17 protein-coding genes are annotated in these 22,087 nt (G+C 70.7%); 6 read left to right on the top strand and 11 right to left on the bottom strand.

All coding sequences use genetic code 11. The features are described from left to right. Nucleotides 1-122 precede the first annotated feature (122 nt). From gatB to ABZV58_RS06740, 8 genes are all read right to left on the bottom strand, one after another. On the bottom strand, nt 123-1,628 hold the full coding sequence (gene gatB, locus ABZV58_RS06775; RefSeq protein WP_354999219.1) for an Asp-tRNA(Asn)/Glu-tRNA(Gln) amidotransferase subunit GatB: 1,506 nt from the start codon (nt 1,626-1,628) through the stop codon (nt 123-125). Nucleotides 1,629-1,693: 65 nt separating this feature from the next. Further along, entirely contained in the window at nt 1,694-3,073 is a 1,380-nt protein-coding gene (locus ABZV58_RS06770) for an alpha/beta fold hydrolase (RefSeq protein WP_354999218.1), read from the bottom strand. Nucleotides 3,074-3,176: 103 nt separating this feature from the next. Continuing rightward, complete coding sequence (locus ABZV58_RS06765) at nt 3,177-3,605, bottom strand: hypothetical protein (RefSeq protein ID WP_354999217.1); 429 nt, start codon at nt 3,603-3,605, stop codon at nt 3,177-3,179. 32 nt (nt 3,606-3,637) lie between these two features. Next, a complete protein-coding gene (locus ABZV58_RS06760; RefSeq protein ID WP_067781831.1) occupies nt 3,638-4,672 on the bottom strand; it encodes an ATP-dependent 6-phosphofructokinase in 1,035 nt (344 codons plus the stop codon). Nucleotides 4,673-4,765: 93 nt separating this feature from the next. Further along, the gene (locus ABZV58_RS06755) at nt 4,766-5,671 is read right to left on the bottom strand and encodes a hypothetical protein (RefSeq protein ID WP_354999216.1); all 906 of its coding nucleotides are present in this window, start codon (nt 5,669-5,671) and stop codon (nt 4,766-4,768) included. Then, nucleotides 5,643-7,673 carry a protein kinase gene (locus ABZV58_RS06750; protein ID WP_354999215.1) on the bottom strand — a complete coding sequence of 677 codons (2,031 nt, stop codon included), beginning with the start codon at nt 7,671-7,673 and terminating at the stop codon, nt 5,643-5,645. Before ABZV58_RS06750 ends, ABZV58_RS06755 begins: the two co-directional genes overlap by 29 nt. Nucleotides 7,674-7,724: 51 nt before the next feature. Beyond that, nucleotides 7,725-8,414 (bottom strand): response regulator transcription factor, encoded by a 690-nt coding sequence (locus tag ABZV58_RS06745; RefSeq protein ID WP_354999214.1) that lies wholly within the window; start codon nt 8,412-8,414, stop codon nt 7,725-7,727. Then, nucleotides 8,411-9,817, bottom strand: coding sequence for a histidine kinase (locus tag ABZV58_RS06740; RefSeq protein ID WP_354999213.1), 1,407 nt, complete (start codon nt 9,815-9,817; stop codon nt 8,411-8,413). The genes ABZV58_RS06745 and ABZV58_RS06740 overlap by 4 nt, the downstream gene beginning before the upstream one ends. 227 nt (nt 9,818-10,044) lie before the next feature. Here ABZV58_RS06740 and ABZV58_RS06735 point away from each other — a divergent pair, with 227 nt between their 5' ends. From ABZV58_RS06735 to ABZV58_RS06725, 3 genes are read left to right on the top strand one after another with little or no spacing between them, the layout of a single operon-like run. After that, nucleotides 10,045-10,329 (top strand): hypothetical protein, encoded by a 285-nt coding sequence (locus ABZV58_RS06735; protein WP_354999212.1) that lies wholly within the window; start codon nt 10,045-10,047, stop codon nt 10,327-10,329. Between the two features lie 34 nt (nt 10,330-10,363). Then, on the top strand, nt 10,364-11,113 hold the full coding sequence (locus ABZV58_RS06730) for an ABC transporter ATP-binding protein (protein WP_354999211.1): 750 nt from the start codon (nt 10,364-10,366) through the stop codon (nt 11,111-11,113). Next, entirely contained in the window at nt 11,110-13,602 is a 2,493-nt protein-coding gene (locus tag ABZV58_RS06725) for an FtsX-like permease family protein (protein WP_354999210.1), read from the top strand. Before ABZV58_RS06730 ends, ABZV58_RS06725 begins: the two co-directional genes overlap by 4 nt. 17 nt (nt 13,603-13,619) lie before the next feature. On the opposite strand, the gene ABZV58_RS06720 is transcribed toward ABZV58_RS06725, so the two are convergent. Continuing rightward, nucleotides 13,620-16,292 carry a protein kinase gene (locus ABZV58_RS06720; RefSeq protein ID WP_354999209.1) on the bottom strand — a complete coding sequence of 891 codons (2,673 nt, stop codon included), beginning with the start codon at nt 16,290-16,292 and terminating at the stop codon, nt 13,620-13,622. A gap of 247 nt (nt 16,293-16,539) precedes the next feature. Between ABZV58_RS06720 and ABZV58_RS06715 the strand changes: the two genes are divergently transcribed. Further along, nucleotides 16,540-17,436 carry a hypothetical protein gene (locus ABZV58_RS06715; RefSeq protein WP_354999208.1) on the top strand — a complete coding sequence of 299 codons (897 nt, stop codon included), beginning with the start codon at nt 16,540-16,542 and terminating at the stop codon, nt 17,434-17,436. Here the strand turns inward: ABZV58_RS06715 and ABZV58_RS06710 are convergent, their stop codons facing one another. Next, nucleotides 17,437-18,102 (bottom strand): response regulator transcription factor, encoded by a 666-nt coding sequence (locus tag ABZV58_RS06710; protein WP_354999207.1) that lies wholly within the window; start codon nt 18,100-18,102, stop codon nt 17,437-17,439. A gap of 84 nt (nt 18,103-18,186) precedes the next feature. Continuing rightward, on the bottom strand, nt 18,187-19,374 hold the full coding sequence (locus tag ABZV58_RS06705) for a histidine kinase (protein WP_354999833.1): 1,188 nt from the start codon (nt 19,372-19,374) through the stop codon (nt 18,187-18,189). A gap of 202 nt (nt 19,375-19,576) precedes the next feature. Here ABZV58_RS06705 and ABZV58_RS06700 point away from each other — a divergent pair, with 202 nt between their 5' ends. Further along, nucleotides 19,577-20,446, top strand: a complete 870-nt coding sequence (locus ABZV58_RS06700) for a hypothetical protein (RefSeq protein ID WP_354999206.1) — start codon at nt 19,577-19,579, stop codon at nt 20,444-20,446. Further along, entirely contained in the window at nt 20,443-21,855 is a 1,413-nt protein-coding gene (locus ABZV58_RS06695; RefSeq protein WP_354999205.1) for an alpha/beta-hydrolase family protein, read from the top strand. The genes ABZV58_RS06700 and ABZV58_RS06695 overlap by 4 nt, the downstream gene beginning before the upstream one ends. Nucleotides 21,856-22,087 lie beyond the last annotated feature (232 nt).

The following is a 22,087-nucleotide window of genomic DNA, read 5'->3' as shown; positions in this document are numbered from 1 at the left end:
CTCGCCCCACCACCTGCCCGTGAGCACGAACGTGGCCCGACCACGCCACGGTGCTCGAAACGGCCCCCGCAAACGACCGCGCCGCCCGCTACCGATGGTGGCGGGCGGCGCGCTGTGTTCGATCAGGAGCAGGCGGCGAGAACGAGCTCGCGGACGCGCGCGGCGTCGGCCTGGCCCCGGGTCGCCTTCATGACATCGCCGACGATCTTGCCCGCGGCCTGCACCTTGCCGGAGCGAATCTTCTCGGCGATGTCGGGGTTGGCGGCGAGCGCCTTCTCGACCTCGGTCTGCAGGGCGCTGTCGTCGCTGACCATGCCGAGCCCCTTGGCCTCGACGATGGCGGCGGGCTCGCCTTCGCCCGCGAGGACGAAGTCGACGACCTGCTTGGCGACCTTGCTGTTGACGGTCTTGGCCTCGACCAGCTTGGTCACCTCGGCCACCTGCGCGGGGGTGATCGGCAGGTCTTCGAGGCCGACCTCGCGCTCCTTGGCCTTCTCGGTGAGGTAGTTGACCCACCACGAGCGCGCCTCGTTCGGCGGCGCGCCCGCCTCGACCGTGGCGATGATGGCGTCCAGCGCGCCCGCGTTCACCACGTCGCGCATGACCTCGTCCGACCAGCCCCAGTCGGCCTGGATCCGCGCCCGGCGCAGCCACGGGTACTCGGGGATGGTGGCACGAAGGCTCTCGACCCACTCCGCGTCCGGCGCGATGGGCTCGAGGTCCGGCTCCGGGAAGTAGCGGTAGTCCTCGGCGGTCTCCTTGCGGCGGCCCGGCGAGGTGGTGCCGTCGGCCTCGTGGAAGTGCCTGGTCTCCTGCACGATGCTGCCGCCGTCGGCGAGCACGGCGGCCTGGCGGCGCATCTCGAAGCGCACCGCGACCTCGACGCTCTTGAGCGAGTTGACGTTCTTGGTCTCGGTGCGGGTGCCGAATTCGGTGGCGCCGATGGGCATCAGCGAGACGTTGGCGTCGCAGCGCAGCGAGCCCTGCTCCATCTTGACGTCCGAAACGTCGAGGGACTTGAGCAGATCACGCAGCGCGGTCACGTACGCGCGGGCCACCTCGGGCGCGCGCTCCCCCGCGCCGGTGATCGGCTTGGTGACGATCTCGATGAGCGGCACGCCCGCGCGGTTGTAGTCGAGCAGCGAGTGGCTAGCGCCGTGGATACGGCCGGTGGCGCCGCCGACGTGCACCGACTTGCCCGTGTCCTCTTCCATGTGGGCGCGCTCGATGTCCACCCGGAAGGTGCTGCCGTCGTCGAGCACCACATCGAGGTGGCCGTCGGTGGCGATCGGCTCGTCGTATTGGCTGATCTGGTAGTTCTTCGGCTGGTCGGGGTAGAAGTAGTTCTTCCGCGCGAACCGGCCCCACGGGGTGATCGAGCAGTTCAGCGCCAGGCCGATGCGGATCGCCGACTCCACCGCCTGCTGGTTCACCACCGGCAGCGATCCGGGCAGCCCGAGGCACACCGGGCACACCTGGGTGTTGGGCTGCGCGCCGAATTCGGTGGCGCAGCCGCAGAACATCTTTGTCGCCGTGGACAGCTCGACGTGGACCTCCATGCCGAGCACCGGCTCGTACCGGGCGATGACGTCGCTGTAGTCCATCAGCTCGACGGTGGTTGTGCTCATGCCGATCAGTTTAGGGAAGAGGTCGGTGGACACCGCGCCGACCTCCGCGGTTCGGTTCCGGCGAATTACTTCGGCGGGAACCGCTGGGTCAGCCAGTTCGTCACGTAGGTGAGGACCTGCGGATCGATGGTCGTCTCGATGGCGGTGTACTCGCTGGGCAGGCCGGTCTGGGTGGGCTGCATCAGGTGGTTGAGCCCCGGGAAGACGTGCACGGTGGCGTCCGGGTCGGCGGCCAGCAAGGTGCGCGCGGGCGGCTCGTTCTGGGCGACGAGGACCTGAAGATCCTTCTCGCCGAAGAAGGCGAGCACCGGAATCCGCAGCGCGGAGAGCGAGGGCGCGGGATCGTGGGCGATCAGCGCGGCGAAGTACGGGGTGATGTCGGCGCCGACCTGGTCGTCCGGCACCCGCTCGCCCTCGGGCAGTGCGGCGTTGTTGCGCTTGGCCAAGTCCTTGGCCCCGGCCAGATCACCGGCCTTCAGCAGCGCCACCATCTCGGTGGTGTCGCGCACCTGCTTGTCGATCTGCTCGGGCGGCACGCCGTTGGCGGCCAGGATCGCCCTGGTCTGTTCGATGAGCACATCGCCGCCGGGCACCGTCGGCCCCGCCATCAGGATCGCGAAGGCGACGCCGCTGTCGGGCCGTGCGGCGACCATCGGCGCCAGGTAGCCGCCCTCGCTGTGGCCGAGCAGGCCGACGCGCGCCGGGTCGATGTCGGGGCGGCCACGCAGGTAGTTCACGCCCGCGGCGACGTCGTTGGCCAGGTCGGTGTAGTTCGACTCCGCCAGATTGCCGCCGGTGCCGCCGACGCCGCGGTCGTCGGTGCGCAGCACCGCGTAGCCCGCGCGGGTGAGGGTGTCGGCGAGCAGCAGGAAGGGCTTGTGGCCCATCAGTTCTTCGTTCCGGTCCTGCGGTCCGCTGCCGGTGACCAGCAGCACCGCCGGAAACGGTCCGGCGCCTTCGGGTTTCGTGAGAGTGCCCGCGACGGTGATGTCGCCGCTGGCGTAACTCACGTCCTCGGAGCTGTAGGGGAACGGCGGTTTCGGTTCCTGCGGCCGGTCGAGCTGGGCGACGGCGCCGCGTTCGAGCGTCAACGGGTACGACTGACCGAACTGGATGAAATCCCCGGTGATCCGGTCGGGGCCCGCGTCATAGCTGCCCTTGAACACCGGGTCGCCAGGGACGTCCGGAATGGCGAAGGCGACGCCGCTCCGATCGGACTTCACGTCCTTCAGCGGTTCGTCCCGCACGCCTTGCAGCGGGATGTCGATGGTCGCGGTGCCGTCGCCCGCGAAAGTCACCCCGATCTCCAGCGGCTGGTCGGGGATCTGGATCGCGCCGTGCCAGTCACCGGTGGTGGGTTCCGGCGGGTTGGATTCCTCCGTACAGCTCGCCACCAGCGCGGCGACCACGAACAGGACCACGGCGAGCACTCGACCGGTACGCATGCAGCGACAGTACCCACGACACCGCCGAATAGGGATCAACCGCGAGTCGCACGCACCGTACGCCGCGGGAATGATCTGGGCTCCAGGAAATCCCAGAAGGCGATCACTCCCCGCGCGCGTACTGCACCGATGCCGCGACCGCCGCCATGTCCAGCCCAGGGTCCGCGACCTCGCCGAACTCGAGCATCGCGTCCTCGACCGTGCTACGCCGCGCCGAGGCGATCAGCTCTCGCCGCGCGTAGTCGCCGAGCGGGTATCCGGCGGCGCGGGCCCGTTTGCCGAGCACGGTCAGCGTCTCGGCGGGCAGGTCGTAGAGCGTGACGAGCGCCGAAGCGTCCGCGTCGATCTCGGGCGCGGTGTCACGCCCTTCCGCTTCGAGGAACTCGACGACGGCATCCTCCGGCACGCGCGCCCCGGCCCGCGCGACGAGCTCCGCGCGCAGGTAGTCGGCGACGGGAAGTTCGGCGGCGCGGGCCCGGCGGCGCAGCACGGCGGCGGTGTCGGCGGGTAGATCGTCGATGGCAAGTCCCATGGCGGCCAGGGTAATTACCGCGCGGACGGGTGTCAGCCGAAGAACGCCTCGGCTTCCCGGTAGCGGTCGGCAGGCACCCGCTTGAGCTGTTTGGTCGCCTCAGCGAGCGGAACGAGGCCGATCGTGGTGCCGTGCAGGGCGACCATTTGACCGAACTGACCAGCGTGCACCGCTTCGGCGGCGTGCAGACCGAATCGGGTGGCAAGCACACGGTCGTAGGGGGTCGGGCTGCCGCCGCGCTGGACGTGGCCGAGCACGGTGGTGCGCACCTCCTTGCCGATGCGACGTTCGATCTCGGCGCCGAGCTGCTGGGCGACGCCGGTGAACCGCTCGTGCCCGAATTCGTCGATACCGCCCTCGCGCAACGCGAAACCGGAGTCCGGCGCCGGATGCGATCCCTCGGCCACCACGCAGATGAAGTGCTTGTCCCCGCGCTGGAAACGGCGCTTGATCATGGCGCAGACCTCGTCCACGTCGAACGGGACCTCGGGCACCAAGGTCAGGTGCGCGCCCGCGGCCATGCCGGAGTTGATCGCGATCCAGCCCGCGTGCCTGCCCATCACCTCGACCAGCATCACGCGCTGGTGCGATTCGGCGGTGGTGTGCAGGCGGTCGATCGCCTCGGTGGCGATGCTCAGCGCGGTGTCGTGGCCGAACGTGACGTCGGTGCAGTCGATGTCGTTGTCGATGGTCTTGGGCACGCCGACCACGGGGACGCCCTCGTCGGCCAGCCAGCTGGCGGCGGTGAGGGTGCCCTCGCCGCCGATGGGGATGAGTGCTTCGATGCCGTTGTCGTCGAGCGTCTGTTTGATCTGGCCGAGCCCGGCGCGCAGCGTGTCGGGATTGGTGCGTGCGGTGCCGAGCATGGTGCCGCCCTTGGTGAGCAGCCGGTCGGTGCGGTCGTCGTTGAGGATGTTGATCTTGCGGTCTTCCAATAGGCCGCGCCAGCCGTCCTGGAAGCCCACGATCGCGTCCCCGTACCGTCCGTTCGCGGTGCGAACGACGGCGCGGATGACCGCGTTCAGTCCTGGACAGTCCCCGCCTCCGGTCAAGACTCCGATGCGCATGGCCGCTATCTTGCCCCGCTCGGCGAGGCCTGGCAGCCCCGCCCCCGTGAACCCTGGGTTACGTCCCGCTCAGCGCCGCATTCGCCGCTCGGGTCACGACCGGCACTTGCCCCCGGTCAGTTCGTCGAGGTGTTCGGAGACGAGCGTGGCCATCTTGTCGAGCACACTCATGCCGTCCGAGAACGCGCCCGAATCGGGCTGGGCGGCAAAGGCGATCGCTACTTTTCCGGTCGGGACGTCGATGATGCCGAACTGACGTACCAGGTAGTCGCCGGAGGCGTCCGGTCCCCAGCCGCCCTTGAACTCCGCGCTGCGGAAGGCGCCGAGGCCCCAGCGGTGGTTCGGGACGATCTCGGCCATCAGTTCCAGCACCGTCTCCGATTCCGGCAGGCACGGCAGCCGCGAGGCGAACCGCGCCTGCTCGGCCAGCGACCATTCCGCCTGGCCGAACGCCGAGTGCTCGGCGCGGCTGCGCGTCGCGGGCACCGCGGTCTTGCTGTCGCCGCCCTCGCGCAGCACCGCCTCGATGGCCTTGGCCGCCTCCTGCGGGCTGCCGAGCCCCTGCCAGAGCGTATCGGCGGCGGCGTTGTCGGAGGAGGTGATCGCGGCCGTCATCGAGTAGGTCGAGACGGACGGATTGCGGCGCTGCGCGGCGATGACCAGCGGCACCTTCATGGTCGACCAGGCGGGCCCGGTGGTCCAATCGCCGAAGGTCAGCATTCGGTCGCTGCCGCCCACCGGCATGATCGCCATGCCGAAACTGCCGCGCACACCGGCGCGCAACTCCTGGAAGCCGGCCGCCAGCGTGCCGGGCAGCGTGAATTCCAGATTCATCTGATCGCTGCGCGATGCCGCCTCGGTGATGGTCGTCGCCTCGGCGGCGTCGCCACTGGGATCGGCGCCGCACGAAGTCAGCAACGCCAGAGCGAGCGTGCAGGCACCCAGCGCCTTACCGAGGCGCCCGATTCGATCAGTAAACATAAACCACCGCGTTCTCACCGCCGGTACAGACCACGAGCTGGCCTTCGGCTGCGCAATTCATCGTGTAGGTCCGGCCGGTGACCGGGCTCGTGGCCACCACCGACCGGGATCCGCCCGCGCTTCCCGCCGCGGAGTAGGCCCTCCGCACTTCCTCGGCGAACGGGCAACTGGTGACCGCGTTGCCGATCGCGGCCCTGGCGAAGGCTCCGGACGGTTGCGCGGCGCCGCAGGGCGTCGCACCGTCGGGTAGCCGGACCGGGGTCGCGGACGTCGAGGTCGGGGCGGTCTTGGGGGCGGCGGGGGTCGCGGCCGCGCTGGGCGCGCGCGCCGAGGTCAAGGACACGCCGGTCCTGCCTTCGGCGGCGTTGTCGATGCCGGAATCGCGCGAGCCGATCGCCTGCCAGGCGACCGCGCCCGAGACCGTCACCACCACGATCACCAGCACAGCGAACAGCAAAGGCAGCACGACCGACCGGCGCGGCTCTCGCGGCGCGTAGGGATCGGCCCCGCCGTAGCGCCCGTCATAGGCGTCGGCGCCGTACCCGTGCGGCGGATACGGTTCGCCCTGCGCGACGTGGTCGGCGTAGGTCGGCTGCGGGAGCGGTTGCGCACCGTGCCGCGGCTGGGGCGGCGGGGCGAACGGCGATTCGGGGTAGCGCTGGGTTTCCGGCGCGGATTGCTGCGCTTCGGGCGTCGGCGGGAAGGGGTATCGCCGGGTTTCGGGTGCGGATTGCTCCGGCACCGGATAGTGCTGGGTCTCCGGCGCGGATTGCCGCTCCTCCGGCGCCGGGTAGCGCTGGGTCTCCGGCGCGGTGTACTGCGGCGCCGGAGCCTGCTGCTCCGCGTATTGCGGCTGGTTGAACTGGGTTTCGGCGTACTGGCTCGCGCCGTACTGCGGTTCGGCGTACCGCTGGGATTCCGGGTAGAGATGCGCGTCGGGAAACGGGCGCACCTGCGGCAGCGGTCCGGTCGCGGGCGGCGCCTGCGGCTGCTGCGGCGGGAGCGGGGTGAACTGGAAGTCGGCCGGACGGATCTCTGTCGGCGCCGTGGGGTGGATGACCGCTGGAACCGACAGCTCCCCGGTGGATTCCGGCGGAACCGCTCCGCGCACGGTCGGATCCGACTGTCCGAACCTCGCGGGATCGGGTGCGCGCACGACGAATGTGGGGGCGGTCGCCGCGGGCGACGCCGAGCCCACCACGGCGCGGGCCGCGCGGGCCAGCTCGGCGGCGGTCGCGAAACGGTCGGCGGGGTCCTTCGCCATGCCGCGCGCGATGACGTCGTCGAGGGCGGGCGCGATACCGGGACGCTCGGCGCTCGGACGCGGCGGCGGATCGGAAAGATGGGACTTGATCAGCACACTCATGCTCGCCGCCGGGAAGGGTGTTGCCCCGGTGAGGCATTCGTGCAGCACACAGGCCAGCGAGTAGATGTCGGCGCGGCCGGTCACCGGGCCGACGTCGAAACGCTCCGGCGCCATGTAGATGTAGGAGCCGACCGCCATGCCCACCTGGGTCACGGCCGAGTCGCCCTCGGTGTGGGCGATGCCGAAATCGACGAGGTAGGCGAAATCGGCGTCGGTGACCAGGATGTTGGCGGGCTTGACGTCGCGGTGCACCAGGCCGTCGGCGTGCGCGGCGTCCAACGCGGCGGCGATCTGCTCGATGAGGAAAACGGCGCGTTCCGGGCTCATCGGCCCCTGCCCGCGCAGAATGGTGCGCAGGTCGACCCCGTTGACCAGCCGCATGTCGATGAACAGGACGCCGTCGATCACGCCCCAGTCGTGGATCGGGATGACGTGCGGCTCGGCGAGCCGGGCGGCGGCCTGCGATTCCCGGCGGAAACGCACCTGGTACACCGGGTCTTTGGCGAGTTCCTCGGACAGCAGTTTGACCGCGACGACCCGGTCCTTCACCGTGTCATAGGCCTCGTAGACCTCGCCCATTCCCCCCTTGCCCAGCAGCGAGCGCAACTCGTACGGCCCGAACCGACTGCCGACCCGCCATCCAGGTCCGTCCACCCCGTGCAACCTCCACATCCCGGGCGGCGACCCACTGCTCCGGGTTGCCCGTCAAAGAGTGGATTCTCCGGGTGAGACCACCCCGTGGTCAAACGCAAAGACGATCGCGGCGGCTCGATCTCGCAGGTCCAACTTGCCGAATATGTGTCCGACATGGCTTTTCACGGTGACTTCCGAGATGCCCAGCTGCCTGGCGATTTCCGCGTTCGCGCGCCCGCGGCCGATCAATTCGAGAACTTCGTACTCGCGCGCGGTCAAATCCGCTAGTCTGCTGTCGCCGCGAGCGGATACCGGACGGACGGTTCGATAGGCCGAGAGCACCCGGCCGGTCACCGAAGGGTCCAGCCACGCTCCGCCCGCGGCCACCATCCGGACCGCGCGAATCAGATCCTCGGCGGGCGAATCCTTGAGGATGAAGCCCGCGGCTCCCGCGCGCAGCGCGCCGGACAACAGCTGGTCGTCGTCGAACGTGGTGAGCACCAGCACCGGCGGCGCGCCGTCGGTGGCGCGCAGCAGGCGGGTGGCGTCGATGCCGTCGACGCGTTTCATGCGCAGATCCATCAGCACCACATCGGGCTTGTCGGCGGCCACCGCGGCGGGCACCTCGTCACCGTCGGCGCATTCGGTCACCAGGAAACCGTCGCGGCGGCGCAGGATCCGGCGCAGGCCGCCGCGCACCAGTTCCTGATCGTCGACGACGAGGACGGCGATGGCGTCCGCGGCTGGGGCGGCGGCCGTCACGCGCCCTCCCGCATGGTGCGCCACGCCGGAGCGCCGAGGGCGGGCGGCTGCTCGCGCGGTGTCGCGCCCTCGCGCACCGCGCTCGCGGCGTCGAGGAACAGACCGGGCAGCGGACAGTGCAGCCACGCCTTGGACGCGACGAGCGGGAACTCGGCCCGCACCGACCAGCCGTCCTCGGCGGGCCCCGCGGTCAGCCGTCCGCCGAGCAGTTCGGCGCGCTGCCACATGCCGGTCAGGCCCATGCCGTGGCCGCGCTGCGCGGGCAGGCCGCCGGGCAGCGTGTTGACCACCGTCAGCGCCGCCGCGGCGTCGTCCACCGTGAGCAGGACGGTCGCCGTCGCACCTGGCGCGTGCTTGACGACGTTGGCCAGCGACTCCTGGCCGATGCGGTAGAGCGCGAGACCTACCGCCGCCGTCACCGGGGACAGGTCGTCGGTGCACCGGTAGCGCACGTCGAGTCCGGCGCGGACGAAATCGCCGACCAAATCCTCGATATCGCCGACGCTCGGTTCCGGAACCAGCTTGGAGGGTCGTTTGTCGAGTAGTCCCACGGTGCGCCGGATGTCGGCCATCGCCTGGCGGCCGAGGCGTTCGGCGTCGACCAGCGCCTCCACCGCCTCGTCCACGTCGCGATCGGTCTCCAGCGCGTGCCTGGCCGCGGTGAGGTGCAGCAGCGTGATGCTCAGCGAATGCGCGATCACGTCGTGCACTTCGCGGGCGATCCTGCGCCGTTCTTCCTCGGCCGCCTGAGCCGCGCGCATGTCCTGATAGTGCCGTTCCCGGTAGAGGAAGCGCCGTTGGTACTGGAGCATCAGCCCGCACATGAAGCCGAGCAGGATGCCCATGCCGTACATCGGCAGGCCCGAGAAACGTTCGGTGTCGGCGCTCCACATCACGTTGCCCGCTATGTCGAAGGCCACCAGCTCGGCGACCGCCCCCACCGCCACCGCGGCGCCGACCCGCACCGACGCGAGCGCCGCGACCTCGCCGACGACGATGACCAGGACGAACGGCGCGAAATCGGCGGCGACCGGTTGCACCAGGAACAGCGCCGCCGCCCCCATCCCACACAGTCCGAGAGTGCCCGGATTCGGCACCACGCCGAACAGGCAGAACGCCGGAACCGAGATGAACAGCAACAGCATGGCGAGCAGCGGCACCGCGGTCGGGAAATAGGCGTGCCGCTGCACGGTGGCGGCGACGCCGATCACGAAGGTCGCGATGTCGGCGATGACGATCACCTTCGGCGGATAGTCGAACGGCAACTCCGTCAGACTTCGCCGGAAGGTGCCGATCGGATCGCGCGCGAACTCGGCGAGCCGATCTCGCACCCGCCCGCGCTCCCGGAACGGAACCGCCTGTTCGGCGCCCGCGGGCGGAGGGATGGCCTGCGTCACATCCATCTTGTCAGGCTAGTCGGCCGACGTGCGCCGACGCATCGTGCCGGGAACGGTCGGCGCCTCCTACCACGGTAGGAGATCGATTCGCGTCCTCGGCACGACGACACCCGGACGTCCCAGCCGTAGCGTTGGCTGCAATCTCGTCGCGCGGCCCGACCGGCGGTGCGGCGGACGCTTCACGAAAGGCCGATGTCATGTCCTGGGAAGAACAACACGCTCGGACCGAAATCGTGCACACCGTGCTCGCCCGCGCCGCGGTCGATCCGGAAAGTCCCGACCTGTTCTCGGGGATACCGGGGCTGGATCGGCTGTTCGGCGGCCCGGAGGGGGTGCTGCTCGCGCTGAATTACCGGTGGCGATTGCACTTGGACGTCAAAATGGAGCAGGCCCTGACGCAGGGGCAATCCGCCGTCGAGGCCTATCTCGAGCTCGCCGCGGAGCAGCCAACGCTGCGCGCGGTGCTCGATTGCCAGTATCGTCGCCGCCACCTGGCCGTCGAAGCACTGGCGCGATAGCACCTGAGAAACGAAAGCGATTGGGGGAAGCACTATGTCGGACCCGGCAATGCTGGAACTGTCGGACATCGTCAAGCAGTACCGGGTCGGCGAGCAGACCGTCCGCGCGCTGGACGGCGTCAGTTTGCGCATCGAGGGGGGCGAATTCACGTCCATCATCGGTCCGTCCGGCTCCGGCAAGAGCACGCTGCTGCATCTGCTCGGCGCGCTGGACAGTCCGGACGCGGGGTCGATCCGCTTCCAGGGCGAGGAGATCGGCGCGCTGAAGGAGGAGCAGCAGTCCGAATTCCGCCGCCACCGAGTCGGTTTCATCTTCCAGTTCTTCAACCTGCTGCCCACGCTGACCGCATGGGAGAACGTCGCGATCCCGAAGTTGCTGGACGGAACGGGATTACGCAAGGCCAAGCCGCAAGCCCTGGAACTGCTCGACCGCGTGGGACTCGGCGATCGGGCCGCGCATCGCCCGGCCGAGCTGTCCGGCGGCCAGATGCAGCGGGTGGCGGTGGCCAGGGCGTTGATCATGAATCCGCCGCTGATCCTGGCCGACGAGCCGACCGGCAACCTGGACTCCAAGACCGGCGCGTCGATCCTGGAACTGCTCGGTGACATCGCGCGCAACGGCAATTCGGTCGTGATGGTGACCCACGACATGGGCGCGGTGGAGTACTGCGACCGGGTGATCACGTTGCGCGACGGCAAGATCGGCTCCAACGACCGGGTCGAGCGCGCGGGCGCGGGGCGCGACGAGGACGCGGCGCTCGACGAGGGTTCGGTGCGCGCATGATCCGGGCCGGATGGGATCGGTTGCGGCTGTTCAACTTCGGTGAACTGCTCGCACACCGTGGCCGGACGGTCATGTCCATGACCGTGATGGCGGTGTCGGCCGCGCTGCTCGTCGCGGTGCTGAGCATCTCCGGTTCGGTCACCGGATCGGTGGATCGGCTCACCAAAGCGCTCGGCGGCAAAGCGGCACTGGAGATCACCGGCATCACCGACGCGGGTTTCGACCAGCAACTGCTCCCGCGCATCGCCGCGACGCCGGGAGTCGACCAGGCGGTGCCGATGCTGCGCGCCCAGCTCGGCTCGGGCGAGGATCGCGCGCTGCTGCTCGGTGCGGACGCGAACATCACCGCGCTCGACAGCGAACTCGCCGGACCGATGGGCGAGCACACGACCAAGCTGATCACCACGCCGCGCGGCGTCCTGGTCGGCGCCGCGATGGGCTATGCCGAAGGCGACGAGTTCCCGCTCGGTATAGGCACGGTCACCGTGGCGGGCGTACTGGACGCCGAGACCTCGGACAAGCTCAACGGCGGCCACATCGTCGCCGCGCCACTGGGTTTGGCGCAGTTTCTGACCGACCGCGTCGGCAAGCTGGACTCGGTGCAGATCATCGCCGACGACGGCGCCGACATCGGCGAGCTGCGCGCCGCGCTGACCGCGGTGGTGGACGGACGCGCCGTCGTCGCCGATCCAGATCTGCGCACGGCGCAGGCGGGCGGGGCGATCCAGATCGTCCGCTACTCGACGCTCATGTCCTCGGCGGCGGCGCTGATCGTCTCGGCGTTCCTCATCTACAACGCGATGAGCATGGCGGTCGCCCAGCGCAGGCCGACGCTCTCACTGCTGCGCGCCATCGGCGGCAAACGCGGCCCGATGGTGCGCGACCTGCTCGCCGAGGCCGCGCTGCTCGGCCTGCTCGGCAGCATGATCGGCGCGATCCTCGGAATCTTCATGGGCCGCACCGCGATCGACCGGCTACCAGCGGCGATGGTGCAATCGGTCGAGGCGCGCACCGAGTACATGGTGCCGGGCCACGCCATTCCGGCCGCGGTGGCGGCGTGTGTGCTGGCGAGCGTCACCGCCGCGGCGCTCGCCGCGCGGCAGGTCTACAAAGTGCAGCCGATCGAGGCGCTTGCCCCGGTCGGTGTCGGGCAGACCGACACCGTTCGGCCGGTAGTGCGTTGGGGCGCAGCGGTATGCGGCGTCGGTCTCGCCGTGGCCGCCGTCCTCGTCGCCAAGGCCGACCTCGGCAGACTCTCGCTCGCCTCCATCTCGCTGTCGTTCACGGCGACGTTGCTCGTCTGCTTCGCGGCCACCGGACCGATCGTGCGCACCGCGGCATCGATCGCCCGCCGCTTCGGCGCGCCCGGCGCACTGGGCTCCACCACCCTGGAACGCGCCCCGCGCCGGGTGTGGGCGACGGCTATGACGGTGATGATCGGCGTGTCCGCCACCGTCGCGATGGGCGGCGCCTCCGCGAACATGGTGGACTCGGCCACCGCCACGTTCGAAGACCTCGGCACGGCCGACGTCTACGTCAGTCCCACGGCGATGGAGCAGTTCCCGACCGGGCCCCTGCTGCCCGACGATTTGAAGGACATCGTCGCGAAGGTCCCCGGTGTCGAGGAGGTCAACCCGGCGCAGATGGCCTTCGCCACCCTGGGGACCGGGCGGGTCATGCTGCAGGGGTATCCGACCGCGCTGGGCGATATCCGGTCCAACGCCGTCGATCGAAGCCTGTTGCCGCGCATGACCTCCGGCGAGGGTGTGGTGATCTCCCGCGATGTGGCCCGATCGCTCGGGGTGAGCGCGGGCGCGGAGCTGGCCCTGCAAACCCCGACCGGTCCGCACCGGGTGGAAGTGCTGCAGATCATCCCGTACGTCTCGGCGATCTCGGGCATCGTGATGATGGACTTGGAATACCTGCGGCAGTGGTACCAACGCCCCGGCGAGACCATCCTGTCCGTCGAGGTCGCGCCAGGCGCGGACCGGGCCGCGGTGCAGGCCGCTATCCGCGCCGCCGTGCCGGAGCAGTTCCACGTCAGCTCGGGGCAGGACGCCGTCACCGCGATCTCGTCGAGCATGCGGCAGGGCTCGGTGATGAGCAGGGCGATCTTGTGGATCGTGGTGCTCGTCGCGACCATCGCGCTGCTGAACACCCTGATGCTCTCGGTGCTCGAACGCCGCCGGGAACTCGGCGTGCTGCGCGCCATGGGCACCAGCCGTAAGTTCCTGCTGCGGTCGGTGCTCGCCGAAGCGGCGGGCATCGGATTGGTCGGCGCCGCGATAGGTCTCGTGGTCGGCGCGGCGATCCAGTATCTGGCCACCGTCGCCATCGGTCACGCCATGACCATCGACATCGTCTACGAGCCGAGCCCGATGCTGTTGGTCTACGGCACCGCCGCGCTGGCGTTGGCGCTGCTCGGGTCGATTCCGCCCGCGTTGCGCGCGGCGCGAATGCCGATCGTGGAGGCGCTGGCGGTCGACTGAGCGGCCGCGACAGCGGCTCACAGCGGCGCGGTCGTCCACCAATCCGCGAGCTCGTCCTCGGCGGGCGGCACGGGAGCCTGTGCGTCGCGGGCGGGGCCGCGGTGGCTCGCGTACACGAGGTAGTTCGCGTGGGTGGTCTCGCCGGGGAAGCTCACCACGAGTTTCGCCGTGTAGTAATGCGACGGCACCGGGCCCGGCGGATCCGCGCGGATCCAAAGATGTCGGGTGAACGGCACACCCGACTTGCGACCCGGTGTCGCGGCATTGGTGGGCAGCGTGTCCACCACCGACCGCGCCGCCGCGGCGGACTGGTATTCCAGGACGGTGTAGCTCATGCCGAACGGGTTGTCGACGTCGCGACGACACTCCCAGGCGAGGATCCACGGGCTCGACGTGAGCGCTTCCTCGTCGATGTTCAAACGGTCGCCCCGCTTCTCGGCGTAGCAGGTCGCGTCCTCGTACCCCTCGCCGATGGTCCCCGGCTCCTGCGGCAGCAATGTCGGGAACGCCCGCCTGCTCGCCGCCAGCGGATCCGGCGCGGGGGCGGGGGAAGCCGCCTTCGGGAGAGCGGTCGCCGGAGCGGCCGCAGTGTCGCCTCCCGAATCCGACCGGGACGCCAGCACGACGACCAGGCCGACCGCCAGCGCCACGACCACCACCGAGCCCAGCGCCAGCGCACCGAACAGTCCGGCGAGACTGCGGCGCGGGGGTACCGGTTGGGGTCCAATGGGATTCGGGCCGTGCGGTGGATATCCGGGAGGTGGGCCGGACGGACTGTTGATCGGCCCCGACATCGGCGGCGCACCCGGCGGTGGACCGGCGAGTGGTTGCGCGGCTACCGGGTCTTGTCTTCGCGCCGCGCCGCCATTCCCGTCGGGTGTTCCGCCGCCGGGCGCGGGTGCTGCCCCGTGGACGGGTTGAGCGCTTGCCGCAGCGGACGATTCGACCGCGGCCGTGCCGTCTTCCGAATCCGGTGCCGGGTTTCCGGTTGGGCCTGTCGCAGCTGGAGGCGCACCATCCTGGTCTGGTGCAGCGCGCTGAGCCGAAGATTCCTGTCCGCGTTGCGGCAGCGCTCCTTTGTCTTCGGTCGCAGCATTCTCCGCGTCTCGGTCGATTTCCGAGAGCATCGCGGCACCACTGTCACTCGCCGACGGCGACTCGTCGCCGCGTCTTGCACCAGCAGTCGAATCAGACTCTGCCGCCGCACTTTCCGGTTCGACCTGACCGGCCGGATCGGCCGAGGAGGGCTGTGCGGACATGAGCGACGGTTCGACCGGTTGCGACGCAGAGGAAGCGGGCTGGATCGAAGACGGCGGAGACGCGTTCGGCGACAGCGGTGTCGGCGCGGGTTGCGAAGAGACCGGTGCGCTCGGCGCGGGATGCACCCCCGGCGGATGCGGCATCGGCTGAGGACCGCCGGGTGGAGACATGCCCGGCGGCGGCACCGGGACAGCTTGGGGTGGTAGCTCGGCGGGCGGGGCTGCCGACGGCGGCACATTCGATGGCGCCGGAACCGCTTGGGGCGGGGGCGCGGCAGTCGGGGCTGCTGGCTGCGGCACCGGAACCGCCCCGGGCGGGGCTACGCCCTGCGGCGCATTCGGCGGCGCTGGTACCACCTGAGGCGGTGGCGCGGCAGCCGGGAGCACGGGGTGCGGCATCGGTGGCGGAGGGGGCTGCGGCGAAGGCGGAGATGCGGGCCGCGGTGGGGCTTGCCTCGGAACCGGTTGCGGCGGAATGGGTTGCGGCGGCATCGGCCGCATCGGCGCGGGCGGCCTGGGCTGCGGGTAGCCGGGTGGTGCGGGGTACGGCTGGGGCGCGTAGGTGGGCGGCGGGAGGACGGGGAGCGGCGGCGGGCCCACCGCGGTCAGCGCCTTGCGGGCAGCGTCGGCGAACTCGGTACAGGAGCGGTAGCGGTGTTCCGGGCGTTTCGCCATGCCCGCGGCGAGCACCGCGTCCAGCGCGGGGTTCAGGGTCGGTCGGCGCAGGCGGACCGAGGGCAGCGGCATCTGGAGGTGGCCGTGGATGATGTCGGCAGGGTTGGCGGAGTCGAACGGCCCGACCCCGGCGAGCAGCCAGTACAGCGCGCAGGCCAGCGAGTACTGGTCGGAACGGTTGCCCAGCGGCGCGCCGGTCATCTGTTCCGGCGAGGCGTAGGCCAGTGTGGCGGTGAACATGCCGGTCTGGGTCAGGTGGGTGGAGTCCTCGCGCAGGCGAGCGATGCCGAAGTCGGCCAGGAAGACCCGCTCGCCCTGTCCGCCGCTGGACCTGGCGAGCATGATGTTGGCGGGCTTGACATCCCGGTGCAGCACTCCCATGCCGTGCGCGTAATCCAGTGCGTCCGCGACGCCTTCGATGATCTGCACGGCCCGCTCCGGCGGCAGCGTCATCGGGTTCACCGCCGCCGCGTCGACGCCGTCGACGTACTGCATGGAGATCCACAGCTGACCGTCCTCGGAGCCGCGATCGTAGACCGCCACGATGCTCGGGTGATCCAGCTGCGCGGCCAGGTCGGCCTCGCGCTCGAAGCGGGCCCGCACCTCGTTGTCCAGGAACAGATCGCGGTTCAGCAGCTTGAGCGCGGTGAGCCGGGACAGCCGGGGATGCCGGGCCAGGTAGACCGAGCCCATACCGCCCTGCCCGAGCAGCCGTTCCACGGTGAACCCCGCGAACACCTCACCGCTAGTGAGCAAGGCGACCCCCTTCCGGTCCAGGACAGCCAGCGTAATGGAACCCGGACGGACCCCCGAGATCCACGCGGTTTCGAATTCTGCGCCGTCATCGGCAAAACTAGGTACAGCACATCATCATCGCGTCACTTCCCACGAGCGAGCACGGTGGTGGGTTCTCGGCCGGTGAATCACCCGGACGGGTTGGACGGGTAGATGGCACCGCCGAGGGTCGCGCGGCATGCGCGGGGCGGTGGGGAGGTTGACGGTGGTGAAGTCGGCTCGAATCGCTTCCGCGTGTCGTCCGGTGCTGCGCGGGACCGTCGCGGCGACGATGCTGGCCATGGTCTCGTGCGGCCTGATGCCCGAGCGGGTGGAGAAACCCGCCGCGGCGACAGTGTCAGCGCAGACGGTGGGTACCTGGAAGGCGGGGCGCACGGTGAGCCTGCCGGATTCGCTCGCGGCCGATTTCACCCAGTTGCAGCCCGGCCTGCACGGACAGGTCGGACTGGCGATCATGCCGGTCGGCGGCCGCCGAATCACCGTCTTCGGGGACTGGACCACCGGCATCGCGTGGTCCACCATCAAGGTTCCGCTGGCCATCGCCGCGCTGCGCCACGACCCGGAGGGCGCCATACACGACGCGGAAGCTGCCATCACGGTCTCCGACAACGCCGCGGCGGGCGCGCTGTGGAATTCGCTGGGCGACGGGCTGGAGGCGGCGCAGGCCGTGCAGCAAGTGCTCGACGAGGCGGGCGACGCGGTCACCGGTGTGGCGGGCCCGCGCACCCGGCTGGACTACGAGGCGTTCGGCGCGACCGAGTGGACGCTGACCGATCAGGTCCGCTTCGCCTCGCGTCTGCCGTGCCTGCCGCAGACCGAGACGGTGACCCGGCTGATGGGCGAGATCACCCCCGACCAGGGTTGGGGTCTCGGAATACTGGAGGGCGCCGAGTTCAAGGGCGGCTGGGGCCCGGACGACGAGACCGGCGTCTACACGGCGCGCCAATTCGGTCTGCTGCCGTCCCGCTCCGGTTTGGTCGCGGTCGCCCTTGCGGCACAGGCGGATTCGGGAACTTTCGCGGACGCGACCGCGCTGCTGGACAGCTTGGCCGCGCTGCTCGGCCGCCATGTCGACGAGCTGCGCGGCGGCAAGTGCCCGGCCTGATCAGCCGGGCGTGACCAGCCCGGATTCGTAGGCGAGCACGACGGCCTGCGCGCGGTCGCGCAGGTTCAGCTTCGAGAAGACCTTGGAGACATGGGTTTTCACGGTCTGCTCGGCCACGAACAGCGCCTCGGCGATCTCGGTGTTGGACATGCCCTTCGCGATCAACTCCAGCACCTCCCGCTCCCGCGGGGTGAGGGCGGCCAGCTGCGGTGCGGGTTTCACCCGCGCGGCGGCTCGGCGGCTGGTGACATCCGCGATGAGCCTGCGGGTGACGGTCGGCGCGAGCAGTGCCTGCCCCTCGGCGACCACCCGCACCGCGCGCACCAACTCCTCGGCGGGCGCGTCCTTGAGCAGGAATCCGCTGGCGCCGAGGCTGAGCGCCTCGTACACGTAGTCGTCGATGTCGAAGGTGGTCAGCATCAGCACCCGCACGGGCGGGTCGAAGCCCGCCGCGAGGATCGCGCGCGCCGCGTCCAAGCCGTTCATCTCGGGCATGCGCACGTCCATCAGCACGACGTCCGGGCGCAGCCGCTTGGCCTCGGCCACCGCGACCTTGCCGTCGGGGGCGTCGCCGACGACGCTGATGTCCGGTTGGGCGGCGAGCAGCGCGCCGAACCCCTGGCGCACCATCGCCTGGTCGTCGGCGATCAAAACCGTTATTGCCACGCGCCCACCCTAATTGCCACGCCCGCGGCCGTCCGATCGCGGAGGTACGCCGCGCGCATGGCCGGAGCGAAGGCGGAGATACGCCTACTGCACCGTCGGCGTCGCGACCGGCACCGCGGCGGGCGTCGCGAGTACCGCTCCCAACGGGAGCCGGGCCTGCACCTCGAACCCGCCGTCGTCGCTGGGACCGGCCGTCACCTCGCCGCCCGCGGCCAACGCCCTGGCCCGCATCCCCGCGATGCCGTGCCCGCCGTTGCCGACCGGCCGCGCGGGCGCGGCGCCCGGCCCGTTGACCACCCGCAGGTGCAACTCCAATCCGCAGACGATCGCCACCCGCACCGGCGCACCGGGCGCGTGCCGTGACGCGTTCGACAGCGACTCCTGCGCGATCCGGTACAGCGCGAGCCCGGTGGTCTCGGGGACCGAGCGCAGGTCGCCCTCGATGGTCCAGTCGATCGGGACGCCCGCCCGCCGGGCGCCGTCGAACAGCGTGAGCACGTCCTCGGCCTTCGGCTGGGGTGCGTGTTCGGGCAACTGACCGTCGCTGCGCAGGACGCCGAGCATGCCGCGGATCTCGTTGAGCGCCTCGCGAGCGGTGGCGCCGATCGATTCGAACTCGGCGCGGGCGGCCGGTGTCACGCCCTCGACGCGGTAGGGCGCGGTCTGCGCCTGCACCACGACCAGGGACATGTGGTGGGCCACGACGTCGTGCAGGTCGCGGGCGATACGCGCCTTCTCCTCGAGAATGGCGCGACGGGCCCGTTCGAGCTCGTTCTCCTCCTCTTGGCGCACCAGTTCCCGGCGCGAGAGCACCAGCCACCGGACCAGCAGGGCGAACAGCACCACCGCCGCCAGCGCGATGGGCCAGCCCCATGCCGCGTTGGCGAACGCCTCGCCCTCACCGGGCATGGTTGTGCCGAACAGCAGCGAGGTCGCGCCCCACGCGATGGCCACGGTCTGCACGGGTGCGCGCAAGCCGACCGCGAACAGCAGCGCGATCAGCGCGATCACCTGCACTACCTGGAACGGCAGATCGTTGTTCGGCTGGTGCGGGATGGCCAGCGCGATGAGCAGCGCCGAGCCCGCGGAGATGGCCCAGCCCAGCGCCGGGTTGACCCGCACGAGCAGGATCGGGAAGGCGGCGAACGCGGCGATGAACGGCTGTGCCCCCGGGGAAACGGCGTGCGTCACGTGCAGCGTCGGCCACGCGACCGAGTAGAGGATGAGCGCGGTGAGCACGACGGACGCGTCGAACCAGCCGCGCGCGTCCATCCGCTTCGCCAGGTCACGGGTCTTCTCCTTCATAGCTACGACCCTAGGAACCCCGGCCCGGCCCGTGCCTCATACCCACGGGTGAATTTCCACCCCGTACCCCGGGGTGAGCCGACCCGGCCGATCCCCCGGCAGCACGGCGGCGCAAACCCCACCTCGGCGGGAGGCCGGTGGGCGTGTGCCGTTCTTAGCGTCGAGGCCCATGAGGACCGAGACCATCGCCGCCACCGACCGCCACCCGACCGCACCCCTGGGGTTGCGCCGGGTCGCGGCGCTGACGGCCGCGGCGCTGACCACGATGTCGGCCACCGTCGCCATGGCCCCCGCCGCACAGGCGGCCACCGTCGCGCCGCCCGTCGTCGAGAACGTCGCGGCCGCCACCGCGGTCGCCGTGTTGACCGCACATGAGACCGCCTCTGCCGCAACCATTCCCGACGATTTCATCACCGTGCTCGGTTATCGACCGGTCCCGGTGCACGGCCTGCTGACCAACCCCGGCGGCGACTGCTCCTCCCCCGTCCCGCTGCCCGCCGAATTCGAGACCGCCTGCAAGGCCCACGATCTCGGCTACGACCTGCTGCGCTATGCGGATCGGCGCGGCGAACCGCTCGGCCCGTGGGCGCGCCAGGCCGTGGACGCGGCCCTGGACCGCCGGATGCGGGAAGCGTGCGACGCGCGCACCGAGTCGTGGGGCCGTGCCAGGTGCTACACGATGGCCGATATCGCCGACACCGTGGTCGATTTGAACTCACGCCGCCAGCACTACGGCGCTCCGGTCGTCGAGACGATGCTCGGCGCGGGCGTCACGGCGTCCGGATGGAGTGGCTGGCTGGTCGGTCTCGCCGGACTCGGCGCGCTCGGACTCGGCACGCTGCTCGCGCTCGTCCTCGGTGCGCTTCGTCGCGCGTCCGGCGATCGGTCCGCGGGTGCCGGGTCCATCTCCAGCGGCATCGCAAACGCATCGGCGACCCGAAACGCTTGCACGCCAAGCACTTCGAGTCGCGATCTGACGACGCTGGCCAGTTCGGCGCCCATCCGGCACAACGCTGTCACCGCGGGAGTTTCGGCATGACCACGACGACGCAGCGACTCTCCGAAAGCCCTCGCCCCGTCCCCACGACACCGCTCCCGAAGCGCCGGAGCCGGGCAGCCATCGCCGCGCCGCGCATCGGGACGACACTGGCAGTCGGTGCGGGAACACTTCTCTCGCTCGCGCCGGGTCTGCTGCCCCGTACGCCCGGTGCGCAAGCCGTGCTCACCGCCCTGCTGATCTGCGGTGCGCTCGGGTTCGCCGGCGCGCTGCGATTCTCGCTCGGCCGCTGGGACTTCGACGTCGACCGACGCTTCGCTCGCTACCGCCTGCCGCTGCTGGGAGTGGTCGGCTTGGCTGTGGCTATCACCGCTTGGCGCGCCGGGCACTGGCAGAACGATCTGCGTGCCGCCATGGGTACCCCGCCGATCGACCCCGGCTATTGGCTGCACTGCGCGCTGGCCACCGCGCTGCTCACCGGCGTCGTCGTCGGGATCACCAAGGCGCTCGGCTGGGCGCTGCGCACACTCGGCCTGCTCCGCGGACTCGTGCTGGGAGTGGTCACTGCGGCGGTGGGCTACCTCGTGCTGACGCCCGCGGTGGTGGGATGGCGGCAGCAGGTGTACGCGGCGGCCAACGTCGCAATGGATCCCGCTCTGACGCAACCCGTTTCGCACACCAGATCGGGCAGCGCCGGGTCGGCGGTCAGCTGGCCTTCGCTGGGAGCTCAGGGGCGCAAGTTCGTCAGCGGAACGCCGGAGGGACCGGTGCGGGTGTACGTCGGCGTGGATTCCGCGCCGGATCTCGATTCCCGTGTGGCACTGGCCATCCGGGAGTTGGAGCGCTCGGGCGGGCTGTACCGGTCGAATATCGTGGTCGCCTTGCCGACTGGGTCCGGCTGGATCGACGCCAACGCGGTGACCGGATTCGCCGAACGCTTCGGCGGTGACGTGGCGGTGGTCGGTCTCCAGTACTCCTACGCGCCGAGCTGGGTGACATTCGTCTTCGGCCGCGCCGACGCGGTGCGGGCCGCCCGCGCCCTCTTCGACGCCGTGGAGCAACGCCTGAGCGCCATGGCCGAGCCGCCCCGGCTGTTCGTCTACGGCCAGAGCCTCGGCGCGCTCGGCGGCAGCGCGATCTTCGCCGACGACGCCGAGCAGGACCGCCGCACCTGCGCCGCGCTCTGGGCCGGTCCGCCCGCGGGCGGCGTGCACCGCGCGGGCGCGACCGTGCTGGCCAACAGCTCCGATCCGGTGGTGCACTGGTCGCCCGCCCTACTGTGGCGCGCGCCCGACCTGACCGGCGTGCGCGTGGACGCCCCCGTCCCGCGCTGGCTGCCGGTGGTGAGCTTCCTACAGACCACCGCGGACCTGCTCGCCGCATTGGACGCGCCGCCAGGCCACGGCCATCGCTACGGCACCGACCAGGGCACCGCGCTGGGCTCGTGTTGAGTCCGCCGCGCGGCGCCGGGCTCGTGTTGAGAGCGCCGGTCGGCGCCGGGCACCCGCCGAGCCCGCCGGTCGTCATCGGGCACCCGCCAAGTCCGCCGGTCGTCATCGGGCACCCGCCAAGTCCGCCGGTCAGCACCGGGCACCCGCCAAGTCCGCCGGTCAGCACCGGGCACCCGCCAAGTCCGCCGGTCAGCACCGGGCACCCGCCAAGTCCGCCGGTCAGCACCGGGCA

Origin of the sequence: Nocardia sp. NPDC004654 (assembly GCF_040609595.1) — a bacterium.
Taxonomy (GTDB): domain Bacteria; phylum Actinomycetota; class Actinomycetes; order Mycobacteriales; family Mycobacteriaceae; genus Nocardia.
Note: the sequence above shows the minus strand (reverse complement) of the source record. Positions and strands in the feature narration are given on the sequence as shown.